Source organism: Xanthomonas prunicola (assembly GCF_025266575.1).
GTDB classification, from domain to species: Bacteria; Pseudomonadota; Gammaproteobacteria; order Xanthomonadales; family Xanthomonadaceae; genus Xanthomonas; species Xanthomonas prunicola.
Genome location: NZ_CP096142.1, coordinates 1738034 through 1755686 on the forward strand (window position 1 = coordinate 1738034; position 17653 = coordinate 1755686).

Below are 17653 nucleotides of genomic sequence, written 5' to 3' on the forward strand. Positions count from 1 at the left end.
TTATTCGTGCTGCCGCTGATCCAACCGGGCCCGTCTTCCCCGCTCGACCCTCGGCGCATCACCCGTGCGCCCATGCGCCACTGGTCAGCGCAGTGCGGACTAACCGCGCGGATGATGGCTGGCGTGCAGCTTCTGCAGATGCTGGCGCGCTACCAGCGTATAGATCTGGGTGGTCGACAGCGAACTGTGGCCCAGCAGCATCTGCAGCGCGCGCAGGTCGGCACCGTGGTTGAGCAGATGGGTGGCGAAGCTGTGGCGCAGCCCGTGCGGGCTGACCTTCCCCGGATCGATGCCGGCCACCGCAGCGTAGCGTTTGACCAACGTCCAGAATTGCTGACGGCTGAGCGGTTGGCGGGCGGCGTCGATGAACAACGGCACCTGCCCGTCCACCGCCGCCACCGGCGTGTTCGCGGCCAGCAGCGGGCGCGCTTCACGCAGATAACGCTCCAACCAGTGCTGGGATTCCTCGCCCAGCGGCACCAGCCGGTCCTTGCTGCCCTTGCCGGTCACCCGTAACACGCCCTGACGCAAATTCACCCCGACCGCCGGCAGGTTGACCAACTCGCTCACCCGCAGGCCCGCGGCGTACATCAGCTCCAGCATGGCGCGGTCGCGCAGGCCCGCGGGGCCATCCACCTCGGGGGCGGCCAGCAGCGCCTCGATCTGGCTTTCAGTCAACGCCTTGGGCAGCGAGCGCGGCAACTGTGGCGGGTCGATCAATGCTGTCGGGTCGTCGCTGCGCACGCCATCGCGCAGATGCAGCCCGTAGAACGCACGCAAGGTCGACAGCAGCCGCGCCGTGCTGCGGGGAGAGTAATTGGCCTGGGCACGCCAGCGCAAATAATCGAACAATGCAGCGCGGTCGATGCCGAGCACACCCCCGCCGGCACCGTCGCGCCAGCGCGCCAACCCTTCCAGATCGCGCCGATAGCTTTCCAGCGTCTGCCGCGCCACGCCCTGCTCGGCCCAAAACCGGTCGAGAAAACGTTCGATCACACCGGCATCGGCCGCCTGCAGCGGCGGTAGCTGCTGAGTGAGTTGGCGGCGTTCGGCGGGACTGCTGGCAGACATCGCAACAGCATAGAACGTGTCGCGCGCTTTGCGGGTGGATGCGTCGTTGGTCGCCGGTGCATGGCTTGCCTGGATGCGCTGCGTGCCGCTGACAGTGCGTTACGCAACGTGGTCACACGTAGCGATGCATGCATCGGCCGAAGGGAGAACGCCCACGCACAACGGGACACCGGGGATGCAGCGTCAACGCCACCGCACTTTGTCGCCAGGGCGGATGGATCACACGCACATGGATGCGCTCAATCGAACACCGGTCGCTGGCGCACCAGCCGTTGCGCCAGCATTCCATCGAGTCTGGCGCGATGTATCGAGTGCGTCAGCGCGAGCAAACACCAAAACGCACCTACCGCAGCGCGGCGTTGCACCGTGCTTGTCGACCGTTATGCTCGCGCCATGACTTCGATCGCTGCATCCGATTCCCCCCAGCCGGCCGCCCTGCTGCACTGGCGGCTATTGTCGATGTGCTACGACGCCTGGCCGGTGCTGGCGCTGTGGATGCTGATTTCGGCCGGTTTCACCTTGGGTTTCACCCTGGCCGGGCACCCGGCGCGCGAGAACATCGCACCGTTCAGTGTCTGGCAGTGGCTGCTCTGGCTGTGCTGCTGGGTCGCCGCCGGGGTGTACGCCACGCTGAGTTGGCGCCGCGGCGGCCAGACCCTGGGCATGCGTCCCTGGCGACTGCAGTTGGCCGGCCCGCAAGCCTCCTGGCGCGCGCTGTGGATCCGCTATGCGGTGGGCACGCTGTCGCTGGCCTTGGGCGGACTCGGATTCTGGTGGGCCTGGATCGATCGTGATCGTCTGACATGGCATGACCGCGCCAGCGGAACCAGAGTGCAGCGGATGGTCAGACCCAAGGCCTAAGCTCACCGCCGGTGCAGCCGATGCTCGATGCGGCAAGGGCCGCTCGTATTCTCCGGTTCTGAGCGCGCCGCCCGGACCCACCTGAGGATTGCTCTCTACGTCTTCTGGCGGCTCACACTGTCAGCCGGCGCAGTGCGGCACGCGCACGGCGTGAAGGACGCCCAACTGGGACCAGACGACAGCGACGTATCAAGCCACCGACCTGACGGTTGGATGTGGAGCAGGCGGCGACGGAACGGACCCTGCAAGTCCAGCTAATCGAGGTCGCCTATAGCCGCAAGGACGGCGGCAGGAGAGTGAAACTCACTGTCCGCGCTCATCCTTGTCGGATGGCTTTTCCAAGCCGGGCCATGATCTCTGAAGGTGTTCTCCAGCACGCTGCCCAACAGATAAAGCGCCAGGAACATCGGCGCCACCATCAGCGTATAAGCCGTCGCCCAGGATAGCTGGACCGGCAGGCGCGTCAGGCCCAGGCCATCTGCAACCATCATCTGCAGCATCACCGGCAGTTGTTTCCATACCAGTTGGGTCTTGTAGTCGACCTGCGGGTCGTGCGCAAAGCGCTGACAGAACGCAATCAGTGCCGCATACGGCACGCACATCGCCAATCCGGCCAGGCTCAGCCGGCGCACGTCAGCTACTGCGCCGCCGGAACAACCACGCCGACACGCCCAGCATCACCATCGGCGGTAGCGCATAGGCGATGCGGTAATCGAGCTTGAGCGCGCCGGCCATGCGGCCGAAAAACAGCTGCAGCAGCCAGAAGCCCAGCGCGAACAGGATGCCCAGGAACAGACGCTTGCCCAGACCGCCGCTGCGCAGCGAGCCGAACGAGAACGGAATTGCCGCCATGCACAGCGCCAACACGTTGACCGGATAAAACCAACGGCTCCAGTACTGATCCTCGTAATCGCGCGCGTCCAATCCATTGCGGCGTCGGTATTCGATGCTCTGCTCCAGATCGTGCGCGGACAGATTGCGTGGCTTGGCCAGTCCAGCGGCCAGCGCTGCTGGATTCAATTGCGATTGCCACGGCAATTCGGGGAAGGTTTCGCGCTGCACCGAGCGTTCCTGGAAGGTATCGCGACGTACCTGGCGCAGGGTCCAACGGCCATCGCGGTGCTCGGCCACCGACGCGTAGGTCAATTGCTGCATCCTGCCGCTAGGATCAAGGTGATACAGCCGTACATCGTGCAGATCCAGTGCGGTACCGCCGCCATCGAGCAACTTCTCTTCGCCACTCAAGGCGTTGAGGAAAGTGTCGCCCTCACGTGCCCACAGACCGGCATAGCGCGAAGACGCCATATCGCTGTTGTAGCGGGCACTGGCCTTGAGCGTGTCGGCCTGGTTCTGTGCCCACGGCCCGATGGTTTCGCCACTGATCACCATGCTGGCGGTCAGCAACGCCATCGCTGCAACGACCGAGGCGGACATGCGTTTGCGCGACACGCCCAGCGCGCGCAGCGCTGTCAGCTCGGACGTGGCAGCCAACTGGCCCAGGCCCATCAGCGCGCCAATCACAGCCGCAGTTGGAAACAAGGTGTAGGCCCGGCGCGGCACGGTGTAGGCCACGTAAGCCACCGCATGGCCGAAAGTGTAGCTGCCCTGGCCGATGTTCTTGGCCTCGCTGGCGAAGGCGTTGACCAAGTCCAGCCCCAACAGCACCGCCCACGTCAGCAGCACGGTGGACAGCACCACCCGGCCAACATACCAATCATGGACCCGCGGCGTCAGCTTCATGCGCGCGCCCTCGGCCGACGCACGCGGCCATCGCGCGCATACGCCCACACCGCCACTGTCAGCAGCGGCAGCGTCAGCCACCACAGGCCCAACGCTGCCGGGGTCTTGCCGTTGGCGATCCACTGGGTGCCGACGATCATCAGATTGGTGCCGACCATGTAGGCCAGGAACGCCAGCATGATCCGGCCATAACGCTGCTGCCGCGGCGCGCTGCGCGACAGCGGCAAGGTCAGCAAGGCAAACGCCAGCGCCAGCAGCGGCGGCGCCAGGCGCTCATGCAGTTGGGCACGCGCAGCGGGCCGCTCGTCGGACAGCAACTGGGTGGTCCACATCACTTCCGGGTCGTTGGCATCGTGCACACGGGTGCGGTCGGGCAAAGCGATGTCGCTGCTGGCGAACTTCATCAAGCGATAGTCCAAAGTCGCGCCGTCGGCCGGGCCTTCGGTACGGTAGCCATCGTCCAGGCGCAGGTAACGGTCGGTCTTGCCTTCGAAGAACATGGCGCCGCGGTCGGCGGTGACCACATCGATGCGGTCGTTCTGCTGCCGCTGCATGAAGACCTTGCCCAGGCCCTTGCCGTCGGCAGAGATCGTCTGCATGTACACCACCCCACCGCCGGACAGGGGTGTGAACTGGCCCGATTCCAGGCCAGCCATCAGCACGCTGCGGTTGGCATCTTCCAGCATCGCCTCGGCCGTGCGGCTCGCCCAGGGGCCCAGCCACAGCGAGCACAGCCCGATGATCACCACCACCGGCACCACCAGCATCAGCATTGGTCGCAACATGCGCCTGGGCCCGACACCGATGGCGGTAATGACGGCCATTTCTGAATCGCGGTATAGCCGCGCCAGCGCCAACAGCAGGCCCAGCATCAACGCCAGCGGCAGGATGATGGGCAGGTAGGCCACGAACTGCAGCCCCACCTGCGACAGCAGCAAGCGAGCGGGGATGCGGCCGTCGGCGATATTGCCGAGGATATCGACCAGCACACCACCGACGCTGACGACCAGCAGCACGATCAAGGTGGCCAGGAAGCTCTGGGTGAAATCGCTCAGCAGGTATCGATCGAGCTTCGGCATGGGGTGGGCTTGTTTTAAACTCTCGGATTCGTTCGCGGCGGCGCCAGCCTAGTCCGGTTGGCGTAAACAGCCCGCGATTGTACGGATTTGCCTACGGAATCTGATCAATGGCCCTGCAATTCACCCTGAACCAAGACGCGCCGGCAAGCGCCGCCGTCGACTGCATCGTGGTTGGCGTGTTCGCCGACAAGACCCTTTCGCCCGCTGCCCAGGCGCTGGACAGCGCCAGCCGGGGCCGTTTGACCGCCTTGGTGGCGCGCGGCGACGTGGCCGGCAAAACCGGTAGCACCACCCTGCTGCATGACCTGCCCGGCGTCACCGCCCCGCGCGTGCTGGTGGTCGGGCTGGGCGAAGCCGGCAAGTTCGGTGTAGCGCCCTACCTCAAGGCCATTGGCGATGCGGCCCGCGCGTTGAAGACCGGTGCGGTCGGCACCGCCCTGCTCACCCTGACCGAACTCACCGTCAAGGCCCGCGATGCCGCCTGGAACATCCGCCAGGCCATCGTCGTCAGCGACCACGCCGCTTACCGTTACACCGCCACGCTGGGCAAGAAGAAGGTGGATGAGACCGGCCTGACCACCCTGGCGATCGCCGGCGACGACGCCCGCGCGCTGGCCGTGGGCGTGGCCACCGCCGAGGGCGTGGAGTTCGCCCGCGAACTGGGCAACCTGCCGCCGAACTACTGCACCCCGGCCTACCTGGCCGACACCGCTGCCGCATTCGCCGGCAAGTTCCCCGGCGCCGAAGCCGAGATCCTGGACGAGGCGCAGATGGAAGCGCTCGGCATGGGCTCGCTGCTGTCGGTGGCACGCGGCTCGGCCAACCGCCCGCGGCTGATCGTGCTGAAGTGGAACGGCGGCGGCGATGCACGCCCGTACGTGCTGGTCGGCAAGGGCATCACCTTCGATACCGGCGGCGTCAACCTCAAGACGCAGGGCGGCATCGAGGAAATGAAGTACGACATGTGCGGTGGCGCCAACGTCATCGGCACCTTCGTGGCCACGGTCAAGGCCGAACTGCCGATCAATCTGGTGGTGGTGGTGCCGGCGGTTGAAAACGCCATCGACGGCAATGCCTATCGCCCGTCGGACGTGATCACCAGCATGTCCGGCAAGACCATCGAGGTCGGTAATACCGACGCCGAAGGCCGCCTGATCCTGTGCGATGCGCTGACCTACGCCGAGCGCTTCAACCCGGAAGCATTGGTGGACGTGGCCACGCTGACCGGCGCCTGCATGGTGGCCCTGGGCCACCAGACTGCCGGGCTGATGAGCAAGCACGACGACCTGGCCAACGAACTGCTGGCCGCCGGCGAGCACGTGTTCGACCGCGCCTGGCGCCTGCCGCTGTGGGACGAGTACCAGGGCCTGCTGGATTCCACCTTCGCCGACGTCTACAACATCGGCGGCCGCTGGGGCGGCGCGATCACTGCCGGCTGCTTCCTGTCGCGCTTCACCGAAAACCAGCGCTGGGCGCATCTGGACATCGCCGGCGTGGCCAGCGACGAAGGCAAGCGCGGCATGGCCACCGGTCGCCCGGTGGGTCTGCTGACGCAGTGGTTGCTGGATCGCGCGGCCTGATGTCGCCACGCGCTGCACTGGCGCTGATTGCCGGCTTCTCCGTTGTGAACGGAGCAGCCAGCGCGGTGCCGGGCTGGACCAGCCCCGGCATCGACCTGCTCTGGATCGTCGTGCAGATTGTGCTGTTGTTTGTCTGGCTGGCGGCCGACAGCCGCCGGCTCGGCTACCGCCGGCCGGCCTGGATGAATATCGGCATCGTGGCGTTCGCCGTGCTGTTCCTGCCGGTGTATCTGTACCGTTCGCGCCCGCCGGGGTGCCGCCTGCGTGCATTCGGCGGCCTGCTGTTGGCCGTGCTCGGCTTTGCTGCCCTGTTCGTGGCCGCCGGCATGGCCACCGAATTCTTGCTCTCCTCTCGCTTTGTGACCGCCTGATGCCCCGTGCCGACTTCTACCTGATCGCCAAGCCGCGCTTTCTCAACGAACCGCTGCGGCTGGTTTGCGAGCTGGCGCGCAAGGCCAACGACGCCAACCTGTCCACGCTGATCCTCGCTCGCGACGCGGAGCAGGCCGAGGCATTGGACGACCTGCTGTGGGCGTTCGACGACGAAGCCTACGTGCCGCACCAGATCGCCGGCACCGATGAGGAAGACGAACTGGCGCCGGTGCTGATCGCCGCGCCCGAGTTCGCCGCGCCTTCGCGCCCGCTGGTGATCAACCTGCGCGACGACCCGTACCTGGGCGCCTGCGACCGCGTGCTCGAAGTGGTGCCTGCCGACCCCGCCGCCCGCGAACCGCTGCGCGAACGCTGGAAGCAGTACAAGGCCCTGGGCCTGGAACTGACCAAGTACGACATGTGAATCGGGAATCGGGAATGGGGAATCGAAACTTGGCTCCCTCCCATTAGACCGTCACCAATCAGCACTCCCCGCTTGACCCATTCCCTATTCCCGACTCTCCATTCCCTGCCTTATGACCACCCTCGCTTCCAGCTACGACCCCTCTTCCTTCGAATCGCGCCTGTACGCGCAGTGGGAGGCAGCCGGTTATTTCGCACCGTCCGGCAAGGGTGAGCCGTACACCGTGTTGCTGCCGCCGCCCAATGTCACCGGCACGCTGCACATGGGCCATGCGTTCCAGCAGACGCTGATGGATGCGCTGGTGCGCTATCACCGCATGCGCGGTTTCGACACGCTGTGGCAGGTGGGCACCGACCATGCCGGCATCGCCACCGAGATGGTGGTGTCGCGCAACCTGGCGCTGGAAGGCAAGGGGCAAACGCGCGACTCGCTGGGGCGCGAGGGCTTCATCGCCAAAGTGTGGGAATGGAAGGCCGAATCCGGCGACACCATCGAGCGCCAGATGCGCCGGCTGGGCACCTCCAGCGACTGGTCGCGCAGCACCTTCACCATGGACCCGCAGCCGTCGGCCGCGGTCAACGAGGCGTTCGTGCGCTGGTACGAGCAGGGCCTGATCTACCGTGGCCAGCGCCTGGTCAACTGGGACCCGGTGCTGAAGACCGCGATCTCCGATCTGGAAGTGGAAAACGTCGAGGAAGACGGCTTTTTGTGGTCGATCCGCTACCCGCTGGCCAACGGCGTGACCTATGAGCACGTCGAGCACGATGCGGACGGCGTCGAGACGCTGCGCGAAATCCGCGATTACCTGGTGGTGGCCACCACGCGTCCGGAAACCATGCTGGGCGATACCGCAGTGATGGTGCATCCGGAAGACCCGCGCTACGCCACGCTGCACAGCGCCCGCATCGTGCTGCCGCTGACCGGCCGGCAGGTGCCGGTGATCACCGACGATTACGTCGACCGCGCCTTCGGCACCGGCGTGGTCAAGGTCACGCCTGCGCATGACTTCAACGATTACCAGGTGGGCATGCGGCACTCGCTGCCGATGATCAACATCCTCACGCCAGAAGCAAAGATTATCGGTCTTTCTAGCTATCGCGAGCGTCGTGAGACTGAAAACCCCCGTGAGCCAATTTTGACATTGGAGCGCGACGCTCTACCTTTCGACATAGGAATTCCAGAGAAGTATTGGAATCTTGATCGTTATGAAGCTCGCAAACTTGTCCTAGCCGATCTAGAGGACGAAGGTCGATTGGTGGAAACCAAGCCGCACAAACTGCAGGTGCCGCGCGGCGATCGCACCGGCCAGGTGATCGAGCCCTACCTCACCGACCAGTGGTTCGTGAAGATGGATGCGCTGGCAAAGCGCGGGCTTGAGCTGGTCGAAAGCGGCCAGATCCAGTTCGTGCCGCCGAACTGGATCAACACCTATCGCCACTGGATGGAAAACATCCAGGACTGGTGCATCAGCCGGCAGCTGTGGTGGGGCCATCGCATTCCGGCGTGGTTCGATGAGGCAGGCAAGTGCTATGTCGGCCACGACGAAGCCGAGGTGCGCGCGAAACACGGCCTGGGTGCCGACGTCGCGTTGCACCAGGACAGCGACGTACTGGAAACCTGGTTCTCCTCGCAGCTGTGGCCGTTCTCCACGCTGGGCTGGCCGGATGCGCACGCGATGGCCGAGCGCGGCTTCGAGCGTTATCTGCCGTCGTCGGTGCTGGTCACCGGCTTCGACATCATCTTCTTCTGGGTGGCGCGCATGATCATGGCCACCGACAGCTTCACCGGCCAGGTGCCGTTCCGCGATGTCTACATCACCGGCCTGATCCGCGATGCGCAGGGTCAGAAGATGTCCAAGTCCAAGGGCAACGTGCTCGATCCGCTGGACATCATCGACGGCATCAGCATCGAGGACCTGGTGGCCAAGCGCACCCATGGTTTGATGCAGCCGCGCATGGCCGAGAAGATCGAAAAAGCCACGCGCAAGGAATTCCCGGACGGCATCATCGCCCACGGTGCCGACGCGCTGCGCTTCACCATCGCCGCGCTCGCCACCCATGGCCGCGACATCAAGTTCGATCTGGGCCGCGCCGAGGGCTACAAGAATTTCTGCAACAAGCTGTGGAATGCCACGCGCTTTGCGCTGATGAACACCGAAGGCGCGCGCTTTGCCGGCGTGCCGCAACCGCGCACCGAAGCGGAGAAGTGGATTCTGGCGCGCCTGGACAAGGTCACCGCGGAAACGCATGCGCATTACGCCAACTATCGCTTCGACCTGCTCGCGCAATCGTTGTACGAATTCGCCTGGAACGCGTTCTGCGACTGGTTCGTGGAGCTGGCCAAGCCTGCGCTCAACAATCAGGACGCCGACGCGGCCGCCAGCACCCGCCACACGCTGCTGTATGTGCTGGAGTCGTTGCTGCGCCTGTTGCATCCGCTCACCCCGTTCGTCACCGAAGAGTTGTGGCAGCAAGTCGCACCGCGCCTGGGTATCACCACCGCGACGATTTCGCTGCAGAGCTTCCCGCAGGTTGGCGATGTCGATACCAGTGGCTATGCCACCGCCGAAGCCGATGTCGAATGGCTGAAGTCGATGGTGTCGGCGCTGCGCCGCGTGCGCAGCGAATTGAACGTGCCACCTTCCAAGCAGGTGCGCTTGCTGTTGCAGGCCGGCACCGCTGACGACCGCCCGCGCGTTGCCCGCTTCGCCTCGCAGCTGTCGTTCCTGCTGAAGCTGGAAACCATCGACTGGCTGGACGCTGGCCAGGCCACACCGCCGTCGGCTACCGCCATCGTCGGCGAACTCACGTTGCTGGTGCCGTTGGAAGGCTTGGTCGACATGGATGCCGAACGCACTCGCCTGGACAAGGAAATCAAGCGCGTGGAAGGCGAGATCGGCAAGTGCAACGGCAAACTCGGCAGCGCCACGTTCGTGCAGAACGCACCGGCCGCCGTGGTCGAACAGGAGCGTGCGCGCTTGAACGACTGGACCATGCAACTGACCGGCTTGCGCGAGCAGCGCGCGAAGATCTGAGATCGTCGATCAGCTGCTAGCGTGTCGAGGGTGCGGTGCCCTCGCCGCTCGCCGGACACGCCGTGCACCCATCGCTGCGGGCTCGTTGGCGGCATCAATGCCGCCAACGAGCCCGCAATCGGCGAGCATGCTGCACCAGACAGTTAGTCGGTGGCTTTCTTAAAAGCCATGAGCTTGCTTGGCTTGAATTGGCAAACGCACGGGACACGCAGGTCCGCCAGCATGGCTGTCATGCCTTGATTCCGGACATGCATACCGACCAGCTCGACGAGTCCTGGCCCGCTCACCGGCGCAGGCGCCTTGCGGCGTGTCCCGCGATGGTGGGCGGTAAGGGGCATGCAGTGAAGTGACACATCACGCCTTTCCCGATGCCCTCGGCCCACCGCACCAACCATGCGCTGTCGAACTAGAACTTCAAATCCACACGCGCATACCAGAACCGTCCACCGGGGATATCGTAGGTGGATGCGTCGTAGCCATTGAGGGAGCACGACAGGCAGATCGGCGGATCTTTGTCGAACACGTTGTTCAAGCCGGCCGTGAGTTGCAGGCCCTTGAGCCAATCGACGCGATAGCCCACCTGCGCATCGTGATAGGTAATCGCATCCAACCGGTTGATTCCCACCGACGGATCAGAGCACACCGCAAACTCCACGGCGTCGCCGCATTGCTCGGTGAGTTTTGAGATGTGCCGCGCGGTCCACGATGCCGTCCAGTTGCCCAGCGACCAACCCAGTACCGCGTTGCTGGTCCACTCCGGAATTGCGCTGTCGACCACCTCGATACCCGGCCCTTGCGGCTGCCGCTGCCCTGCCGCACCCAGCGCCTGGTAACGCCCCACCAAGGTGTTCTGCCACGATAGTTTGAAACGCCCGAATGCGGTTTCCGGCAGGGTCCAGAACAGATCCACGTCCCAGCCATCGGTCTTGATCGAGCCCAGATTGGTCAGCCGATTGTTGAAGGCATTGATGCCGCCGGTCGATGCCCGCCCGATGCCATTGCAGTACACGGTGTCCAGCGTATCCACGCACAGATCCAGCTGCGTCTGCGCATTGATCGCCTGGATGGCACCGTCCACATGATGGCGATAGAACGTCACCTCCAGATCGAGGCGGTCGGACCAACTGGCATTGCTCGCAAAGCCGGGGCTGAAGACCAAGCCCGCACTGAAACTGCGCGAACGCTCCGGGTCCAGTTGCTCGTTACCGCCGGTGGTCACCGAGATCTGCTGATTGGCTTGCTGATAGCCGGCAGGCACCCCGAGCGCCGCACAGTTGGCCGCACTGCCACGCGGCGCGGTGCCGCCCAGACCGATCGAACACGGGTCCGACAACTGCAGATCCGCACGTGCCGCCGAACCGAACAACTCGCCGATGGTGGGCGCACGGAATCCTTCTGCATAACTGGTGCGCAACACCAACTCATCGGTGACCTGCCAACGCAGACCGTACTTGGGCGTGAACTCGCCGCCGAATGTCGAATAGTCCGAATAGCGCCCGGCGATATTCAGATCGAGTTTGTCGCCCAATGCAGAGTTGGCGAAGATCGGGATATTGAGTTCGAGATAGGCTTCGTTGACGTCGTAGCTGCCCGAGGTGGGCAACGATGGCACGCCGTTGTAACGCCCCGCCACGGTGAGCGGATCGGGTTGATAAGAGCCTTCGTACTTGCGGTATTCGTAGCCGCTGGCGAATGACACCGCACCGCCTGGCAACTGAAACAACTCACTGCTGAGGTTGGCGGTGAACAGGCTCAATTCATTCTGGCTACGGTCGTGTACCACCGGTTGGATCCAGCGCAACATCTCTGGCGTGATGCTGCCGGCGCCGCTGAAGATATCCAGCGGCACGCAGCCGGCCACTGCCGCGCAGGCCGCCGGGTCGCCTAGCGCCAGGTTGATGTTGTAGAGGTTATAGCTGCCGTAGTTGGTCTGTTCGGCTTTGTTCTTGCTGTACATGCCGTTGACGTCCCAGAACCAGGTCCGCCCTGCACCTTCGAATGTACCGACCAAGCCGGTGCCGAAATACTGCGTGTCGACCTGTTGCTCGTAACGCCGCGGCCCGCCTTCCACCGGCCGCCGACCGATCTGGATCAGGTTGGTGGCCGAGTTCAGATCGAACCCGAACGGATTGAACGGATTGCGCGCAGAAATCACGATGTTGTCGGCCAGCGGATTGCCGGTGCCCGCATCGGGGCCGAGGAAGATCGGTTCCGGTGCGGCCTGATTGGTCGATTCGCGCCGGTTACCCAGCGCCTTGACGTACCACTGCACGTCGTCGTTGAAGTAGTAGCGGAACTGCGCGAACACGCCCTTGCGCTCGGATGGTGTCAGCAACAGATTCTGCTCGGCGAAGTTGTAGCGGTCTGCGGTGCCGAAGCAGTGATAGTCGTCGCTGCGTGTACAACCACCGCTGCCGTCGTATTGCGGTGCGCCCACGCCGGCATTGGGCGTCAGGTTCTGGCGCACGCCAGTATTGGGATCGACGAACTGGAAGCGGCCATCCGGTGTTGCCGAGCTGGCGAAGGTTAGCCCGGTGCCAGGAATCGGAAAGCGGGCCTGCGCGCGATCGCGCGCATAGATCGGATCCTGCTTGACGTAGCTTGCGCCAAGAAACAGGCTGAAATTCTCGCCACTTTTGCCCCAGGCCAGATCCATGCCCTGGTTGGCGCCATCACCCTTGCCGTATTGCCCGTAGTTGAGCGTGACCTGCGCACCGTCGAAGCTGCGACGGGTAATGATGTTGACCACACCGGCAATCGCATCCGAGCCGTACAGCGACGAGGCGCCGTCTTCAAGCACCTCGATGCGCTCGACGATCGCCAGCGGAATGGTGTTGAGATCGGTGGACGAACCCACGCCGGAGGCCGAGGATTCATTGACCCAACGAATGCCATCCACCAACACCAGCACGCGCTTGGAACCGAGATGACGCAGATCCACCTGCGCCGAGCCCGCGCCCACACCGCTGCCATCGGGCGGAAAGCCGAAGTTGCCGGAAGAATTGAATTTGGCATTGAGTGCCGAACCGGACGCGGTGAGCTCCTGCAGCACTTCGCCGATCGACGTCAGGCCGGTGCGCTCGATGTCGGCGCGGTTGAGCGTCTGGATCGGTACCTGACCCTGCAACTCGGCGGTTTTGATGCGCGTGCCGGTGACCTGCACGCTGTCGAGCGTGCGCGTGCTCGGTGCGGCCTCGGGCTGCTGCGCACAGGCAAATGTGGGCATCAGACACAACGACAACTGCACGGCCAGGCATGACCGGCGGGGGTCAATCAGACGCTTCATCCTTTCTCTCTCCAGAAGGATTCGTAAGTGTCCGCATGCCCCCGTGCCCTGCGGTCCGCCCCAATTCTTAAACGAAACATTAACGCGCCGCAACTGGCAGTGCAGCAGCGCGCATGGGCCGCACGCGCATGCCACGACGTGTCTTTGGCATGCGCGTGCGTGTCTTTGGCATGCGCGTGCGTGCGTGACGCGCCGTGCATGTCAGCAGGTGCGGCGTTTGCATCAGGTCCGCGATGCATATTCACTCAGGCGCTCAGGCGTGCTTCGGTATTATCGCGGCATGACTTATGCCCCCCGCCTTGCCACTGTTTTCATCGGCCTGCTGTGCCTTGGCAGCACTGCGCTGCATGCACAAACGCTCGACCCGCAACTGACTGCCATGCGCGATGCCATCGCGGCCGCAGAGCGCGGCCAGAGCGATGCGGGCCAGCTCGCCGCCTTGAGTCGTCACCCGCTCTATGGATGGCTGGAGTTCGCCGCGCTCAAGCGCACTATCGACACTGTCTCCAATGCGCAGGCACAGGGGTTTCTGCAGCGCTATGCCGGCCAACCGGTGGCCGAAAGCTTCCGCAGCACCTGGTTGCCGGCAGTGGCGCGTCGGCAGGACTGGAACACGCTGCTGGCCAACTGGAAGTCCACTGACAACCTCGGCCTGCGCTGCGCACAGCTGACCGCGCGCCTTGCCACCGGCAAGGCCGATGCGCAGTGGAGCCGCGATGCGCTGACGGTGTGGCGCAACGGCAAGGCGCTGCCCGATGCCTGCGATGCAGTGGTTGCCGGGCTGGAATCGCGTGGAGAACTCACTCCCGCGCTGCGCTGGGAGCGGGTGGAAGCTGCCGCCGATGCGCAGCTGCCTGCGGTCATGCGCACGGCTGCACGCGGGCTGCCCGCCGCCGATCTGGCACTGGCCACCGATTACGCTGCATTTCTCGACAAGGTACACCCGCGTGCACTGAGCTGGCCGAAGACCGAACGCAGCCGCCGCATCGCGGTCGATGGTCTGGCCAAGCTGGCCAAGAGCGATCCGGATGCTGCCGAACAGCAGTTGCCCCAGCTCGCCACCGCGCTTGGTTTCAGCGAGGCGCAGCGCGGGCAGGTGCTGTATCAGATCGCGTTGTGGACCGTCGCCTCGTATCTGCCGGATTCGGCACGTCGGCTCAACGCCGTGCCAGACGCGTCCTACGACGAGCGCCTGCACGAATGGCGCGCACGCGAAGCGATGTCGCGCGGCGACTGGCCGGCAGCGTTGGCTGCGATTCGCAAGATGCCGGCAAGCCAGCGCAGCGATTCGCGTTGGCAGTATTTCGAAGCACGCCTCGCCGAAAAGACCGGTGCTGCCGCGGCCGCACAGCCGCTGTACCGCGCCGCCGCGCAATCGCCGACCTTCCACGGCTTCCTGGCCGCCGACCGCCTGCAGCAGCCGTACAGGCTGTGCCCGTGGGAGCCAAACGACAGCCCGCAGGCGAAAGCGGCCGTTGCGCGCGACCCGGCCTTGATCCGCGCGATCGCCTTGTTCCAGATCGACCGCCCCGGCTGGGCCGTGGCCGAATGGAACGATGCCGCCACCCGCTTCGACGACACCCAGCGCCGTCTGGCAGTGGAAGTGGCCAGCGACAACGGTTGGTTCGACCGCGCGGTGTTCGCGCTCGGCAAGCAGCCGGACGAACAACGCCTGTACGCATTGCGCTTTCCACTCCATCACGACGACACCATTCGCCGCGAAGCGGCCAAGAACGCAATCGACCCGGCCTGGGTCGCCGGAGAAATTCGTGCCGAAAGCATCTTCAACCCGCGCGCGCGCTCACCGGCCAACGCCATGGGCCTGATGCAGGTGTTGCCGGGTACCGGCGCGGCCGTCGCCAAGGGCATCGCCTTGCCCGGCTATGCCGGCGCCACCAGCCTGTACGACCCGGACACCAACATCGCCATCGGCACGGCGTATCTGCGCCAGTTGCTCAACACCTATGGGCTGCCCTACCTCACCATCGCCGCCTACAACGCAGGTCCCGGCCCCACCGGGCGCTGGCAGTCGCAGCGGCCGAATTTCGAGCCGGACTTCTGGATCGAGACCATCAGCTACAAGGAAACCCGCGAATATGTCGCGCGCGTACTGGCCTTCAGCGTGATCTACGACTGGCGCCTCAACGGCGACATGCTGCCGCTCAGTGACCGACTGATGGGCAAGCTGGTAGACAAGCGCCTCAAACCGGTGTGTACACCGGGCCAGGCTGCGAATAACGCGGCGCAGGATTGAGCCAAGCCAGGCGACCTGTTCGGCCGCTGGATCTGGTCGAAAACGCGTTGCCCTTCCCGCTAGCCGGACACGCCGTCAGCCCATCCCTGTGGACGCATGGCGCATCCATGTCGCCAACGGTCCGGCAATCGGCAAGGACACCGCACCAGACAGTTGACTAGTGCCCTGTTGAAGAACGCGCACACAGCGTCGCGGGTTTGCTTGCTGCTTTGCTGAAAACTGCGCACCGACCAACTCAGCCGGTGCTTGCCCGCGTACCGTCGCGGGACCCTTGACGGCAGGGATGCCGCTCCGGAGCCTACAAGGACGTCCTTGCGGCGTGTCCCGCGATGCTGGGCGGGCAACGGCCGTGCAGCCGACACGCAGACCTGCTGCCGTACAACCGATCCTTCTACACCCCCAACCACCGCGACACGAGCAAGATGCTCCACTGCCATGGCTTGGCCATCCCAAAGCCCGGTCAAACACCCGACAGCTGTAGCTGAGGATTACTGCGACCAGCGCACTGCATCGGGCATCATGTGCTGATGAAGATCTATCTTGTTGGCGGCGCAGTCCGCGATGCATTGCTTGGTCAGCCGGCTGGCGACCGCGACTGGGTGGTGGTCGGTGCCGACCAGGCGCAGATGCAAGCGCAGGGCTTCAAACCGGTCGGCAAGGATTTTCCGGTGTTTCTGCACCCGCGCAGCGGCGAGGAATACGCGCTGGCGCGTACCGAACGCAAGTCCGGCCGCGGGTATCGCGGGTTTGTGGTGGATGCCGATCCGTCGGTGACACTGGAAGAGGATCTGCTGCGCCGCGATTTCACCATCAACGCGATCGCGCGCGATGAGGACACAGGGGAGTTGTTCGACCCGTACAACGGTGCGCGCGATCTGCACGCGCGCGTGCTGCGGCATGTTGGTCCGGCGTTTGTCGAAGATCCTGTGCGCGTGTTGCGTGCAGCGCGCTTCATGGCACGGCTTGCGCCGCTGGGCTTCACCATCGCGCCGGAAACTGCGGCGCTCATGCGGGAAATGGCTGCCAGTGGCGAATTGGATAGTCTGGTGCCAGAGCGTGTCTGGCAGGAGCTGCGGCGCGCATTGACCTGCGCACACCCCTCGGCGTTTCTGCGCACGCTGCACGACACCGATGCACTGCGCGTCATCCTGCCGGAAATCGATGCGTTGTACGGCGTGCCGCAGCGCGTCGAATTCCATCCGGAAGTGGATACCGGCATTCACCAGGAAATGGTCAGCGATATGGCCGCGCGGCTGGCACCGGGCGATGCGCTGATCGGCTTTGCCGCGTTGACCCACGACCTGGGCAAGGCACTCACGCCACCAGAGCAATGGCCGCGCCACGTCATGCACGAACAACGCGGCGTCGCGCCATTGCAGGCGCTGTGCGAGCGGCTCAAGGTACCGCAGGACTATCGGCAACTTGCCGTCACCGCCTGTCGCGAGCACCTCAACATTCACCGCCTGGCGGAACTGCGCAACCGCACGGTGCACGAGCTACTGGTGCGCTGCGATGCATTCCGTCGACCGGAGCGCATTGCGCAACTGGCATTGGTGTGCGAGGCCGACAAGCGCGGCAGGCTGGGCAGCGAAGAGGCCGCCTATCCACAAGGCGAAGAACTGAAGCGGCTACATGCCGCCGCCCTGGCGATCAACGCACGCGACCTGGCAGCCGACGGTCTGCAAGGCCCGCAAATCGGCGAGGCATTGACCAAGGCGCGCATCGCGGCGATTGCCGACGCACGTCACCGCAACAAGCACAACGATGCCAGCAGCAGCGACGATGCTTCTGCACGTTCCTGATCGGCATCTTTAGCGGGTAGCGCGTTATCGATGCACCTCAGGGACAGGTGTGCGCCGCTGGTGTACGGCATTGCGGTTGCACACCTTCTCGACCGCCCTCTCGATCAAGCAAGCGCCCACGCGGCGTCGTGCCGTGCTGCCAAGCTTGGA

Annotated in this window: 12 protein-coding genes and 1 other RNA gene; 8 read left to right on the top strand and 5 right to left on the bottom strand. The window is 64.7% G+C overall.

Translation table 11 applies throughout. From position 1 onward, the window contains the following. Nucleotides 1-99: 99 nt before the first annotated feature. Nucleotides 100-1071, bottom strand: a complete 972-nt coding sequence (gene xerD, locus M0D43_RS07505; RefSeq protein ID WP_252164144.1) for a site-specific tyrosine recombinase XerD — start codon at nucleotides 1069-1071, stop codon at nucleotides 100-102. Between the two features lie 393 nt (nucleotides 1072-1464). Between xerD and M0D43_RS07510 the strand changes: the two genes are divergently transcribed. Next, nucleotides 1465-1932: an RDD family protein gene (locus M0D43_RS07510; protein WP_260808071.1), complete on the top strand. Its 468-nt coding sequence runs from the start codon at nucleotides 1465-1467 to the stop codon at nucleotides 1930-1932. 34 nt (nucleotides 1933-1966) lie between these two features. Continuing rightward, nucleotides 1967-2058: non-coding RNA, sX9 sRNA (locus M0D43_RS07515), on the top strand. A 128-nt stretch (nucleotides 2059-2186) separates the two neighbouring features. Here M0D43_RS07515 and M0D43_RS07520 read toward each other — a convergent pair. From M0D43_RS07520 to lptF, 3 genes are read right to left on the bottom strand one after another with little or no spacing between them, the layout of a single operon-like run. Beyond that, the gene (locus M0D43_RS07520) at nucleotides 2187-2564 is read right to left on the bottom strand and encodes a hypothetical protein (protein WP_252164146.1); all 378 of its coding nucleotides are present in this window, start codon (nucleotides 2562-2564) and stop codon (nucleotides 2187-2189) included. A 1-nt stretch (nucleotide 2565) separates the two neighbouring features. Continuing rightward, entirely contained in the window at nucleotides 2566-3672 is a 1107-nt protein-coding gene (gene lptG, locus M0D43_RS07525; protein WP_101363074.1) for an LPS export ABC transporter permease LptG, read from the bottom strand. Then, nucleotides 3669-4751, bottom strand: coding sequence for an LPS export ABC transporter permease LptF (lptF, locus tag M0D43_RS07530; protein ID WP_252164147.1), 1083 nt, complete (start codon nucleotides 4749-4751; stop codon nucleotides 3669-3671). The genes lptG and lptF overlap by 4 nt, the downstream gene beginning before the upstream one ends. A gap of 107 nt (nucleotides 4752-4858) precedes the next feature. Here lptF and M0D43_RS07535 point away from each other — a divergent pair, with 107 nt between their 5' ends. The 4 genes from M0D43_RS07535 to M0D43_RS07550 all read left to right on the top strand — a co-directional run bounded on the left by M0D43_RS07535 (nucleotide 4859) and on the right by M0D43_RS07550 (nucleotide 10161). After that, on the top strand, nucleotides 4859-6331 hold the full coding sequence (locus tag M0D43_RS07535) for a leucyl aminopeptidase (protein ID WP_252164148.1): 1473 nt from the start codon (nucleotides 4859-4861) through the stop codon (nucleotides 6329-6331). Continuing rightward, nucleotides 6331-6702, top strand: coding sequence for a hypothetical protein (locus M0D43_RS07540; RefSeq protein WP_252164149.1), 372 nt, complete (start codon nucleotides 6331-6333; stop codon nucleotides 6700-6702). The genes M0D43_RS07535 and M0D43_RS07540 overlap by 1 nt, the downstream gene beginning before the upstream one ends. Then, on the top strand, nucleotides 6702-7127 hold the full coding sequence (locus M0D43_RS07545) for a DNA polymerase III subunit chi (RefSeq protein ID WP_003490202.1): 426 nt from the start codon (nucleotides 6702-6704) through the stop codon (nucleotides 7125-7127). Before M0D43_RS07540 ends, M0D43_RS07545 begins: the two co-directional genes overlap by 1 nt. A 112-nt stretch (nucleotides 7128-7239) precedes the next feature. Then, a complete protein-coding gene (locus M0D43_RS07550) occupies nucleotides 7240-10161 on the top strand; it encodes a valine--tRNA ligase (RefSeq protein WP_252164150.1) in 2922 nt (973 codons plus the stop codon). Between the two features lie 406 nt (nucleotides 10162-10567). Here M0D43_RS07550 and M0D43_RS07555 read toward each other — a convergent pair whose 3' ends face one another. After that, nucleotides 10568-13447, bottom strand: a complete 2880-nt coding sequence (locus tag M0D43_RS07555; protein ID WP_252164151.1) for a TonB-dependent receptor — start codon at nucleotides 13445-13447, stop codon at nucleotides 10568-10570. A 280-nt stretch (nucleotides 13448-13727) separates the two neighbouring features. Between M0D43_RS07555 and M0D43_RS07560 the strand changes: the two genes are divergently transcribed. Next, nucleotides 13728-15701 carry a transglycosylase SLT domain-containing protein gene (locus M0D43_RS07560; protein WP_252164152.1) on the top strand — a complete coding sequence of 658 codons (1974 nt, stop codon included), beginning with the start codon at nucleotides 13728-13730 and terminating at the stop codon, nucleotides 15699-15701. A 527-nt stretch (nucleotides 15702-16228) separates the two neighbouring features. Further along, on the top strand, nucleotides 16229-17503 hold the full coding sequence (locus M0D43_RS07565; RefSeq protein ID WP_252164153.1) for a multifunctional CCA addition/repair protein: 1275 nt from the start codon (nucleotides 16229-16231) through the stop codon (nucleotides 17501-17503). Nucleotides 17504-17653: the final 150 nt, after the last annotated feature.

What these genes read in the sequence shown, in the direction of transcription:
- xerD (WP_252164144.1), bottom strand. Translation starts at nt 1,071, where the DNA reads ATGTCTGCCAGCAGTCCCGCCGAACGCCGCCAACTCACTCAGCAGCTA.
- M0D43_RS07540 (WP_252164149.1), top strand. Translation starts at nt 6,331, where the DNA reads ATGTCGCCACGCGCTGCACTGGCGCTGATTGCCGGCTTCTCCGTTGTG.
- lptF (WP_252164147.1), bottom strand. Translation starts at nt 4,751, where the DNA reads ATGCCGAAGCTCGATCGATACCTGCTGAGCGATTTCACCCAGAGCTTC.
- M0D43_RS07550 (WP_252164150.1), top strand. Translation starts at nt 7,240, where the DNA reads ATGACCACCCTCGCTTCCAGCTACGACCCCTCTTCCTTCGAATCGCGC.
- M0D43_RS07555 (WP_252164151.1), bottom strand. Translation starts at nt 13,447, where the DNA reads ATGAAGCGTCTGATTGACCCCCGCCGGTCATGCCTGGCCGTGCAGTTG.
- M0D43_RS07535 (WP_252164148.1), top strand. Translation starts at nt 4,859, where the DNA reads ATGGCCCTGCAATTCACCCTGAACCAAGACGCGCCGGCAAGCGCCGCC.
- M0D43_RS07560 (WP_252164152.1), top strand. Translation starts at nt 13,728, where the DNA reads ATGACTTATGCCCCCCGCCTTGCCACTGTTTTCATCGGCCTGCTGTGC.
- M0D43_RS07565 (WP_252164153.1), top strand. Translation starts at nt 16,229, where the DNA reads ATGAAGATCTATCTTGTTGGCGGCGCAGTCCGCGATGCATTGCTTGGT.
- M0D43_RS07510 (WP_260808071.1), top strand. Translation starts at nt 1,465, where the DNA reads ATGACTTCGATCGCTGCATCCGATTCCCCCCAGCCGGCCGCCCTGCTG.
- M0D43_RS07545 (WP_003490202.1), top strand. Translation starts at nt 6,702, where the DNA reads ATGCCCCGTGCCGACTTCTACCTGATCGCCAAGCCGCGCTTTCTCAAC.
- lptG (WP_101363074.1), bottom strand. Translation starts at nt 3,672, where the DNA reads ATGAAGCTGACGCCGCGGGTCCATGATTGGTATGTTGGCCGGGTGGTG.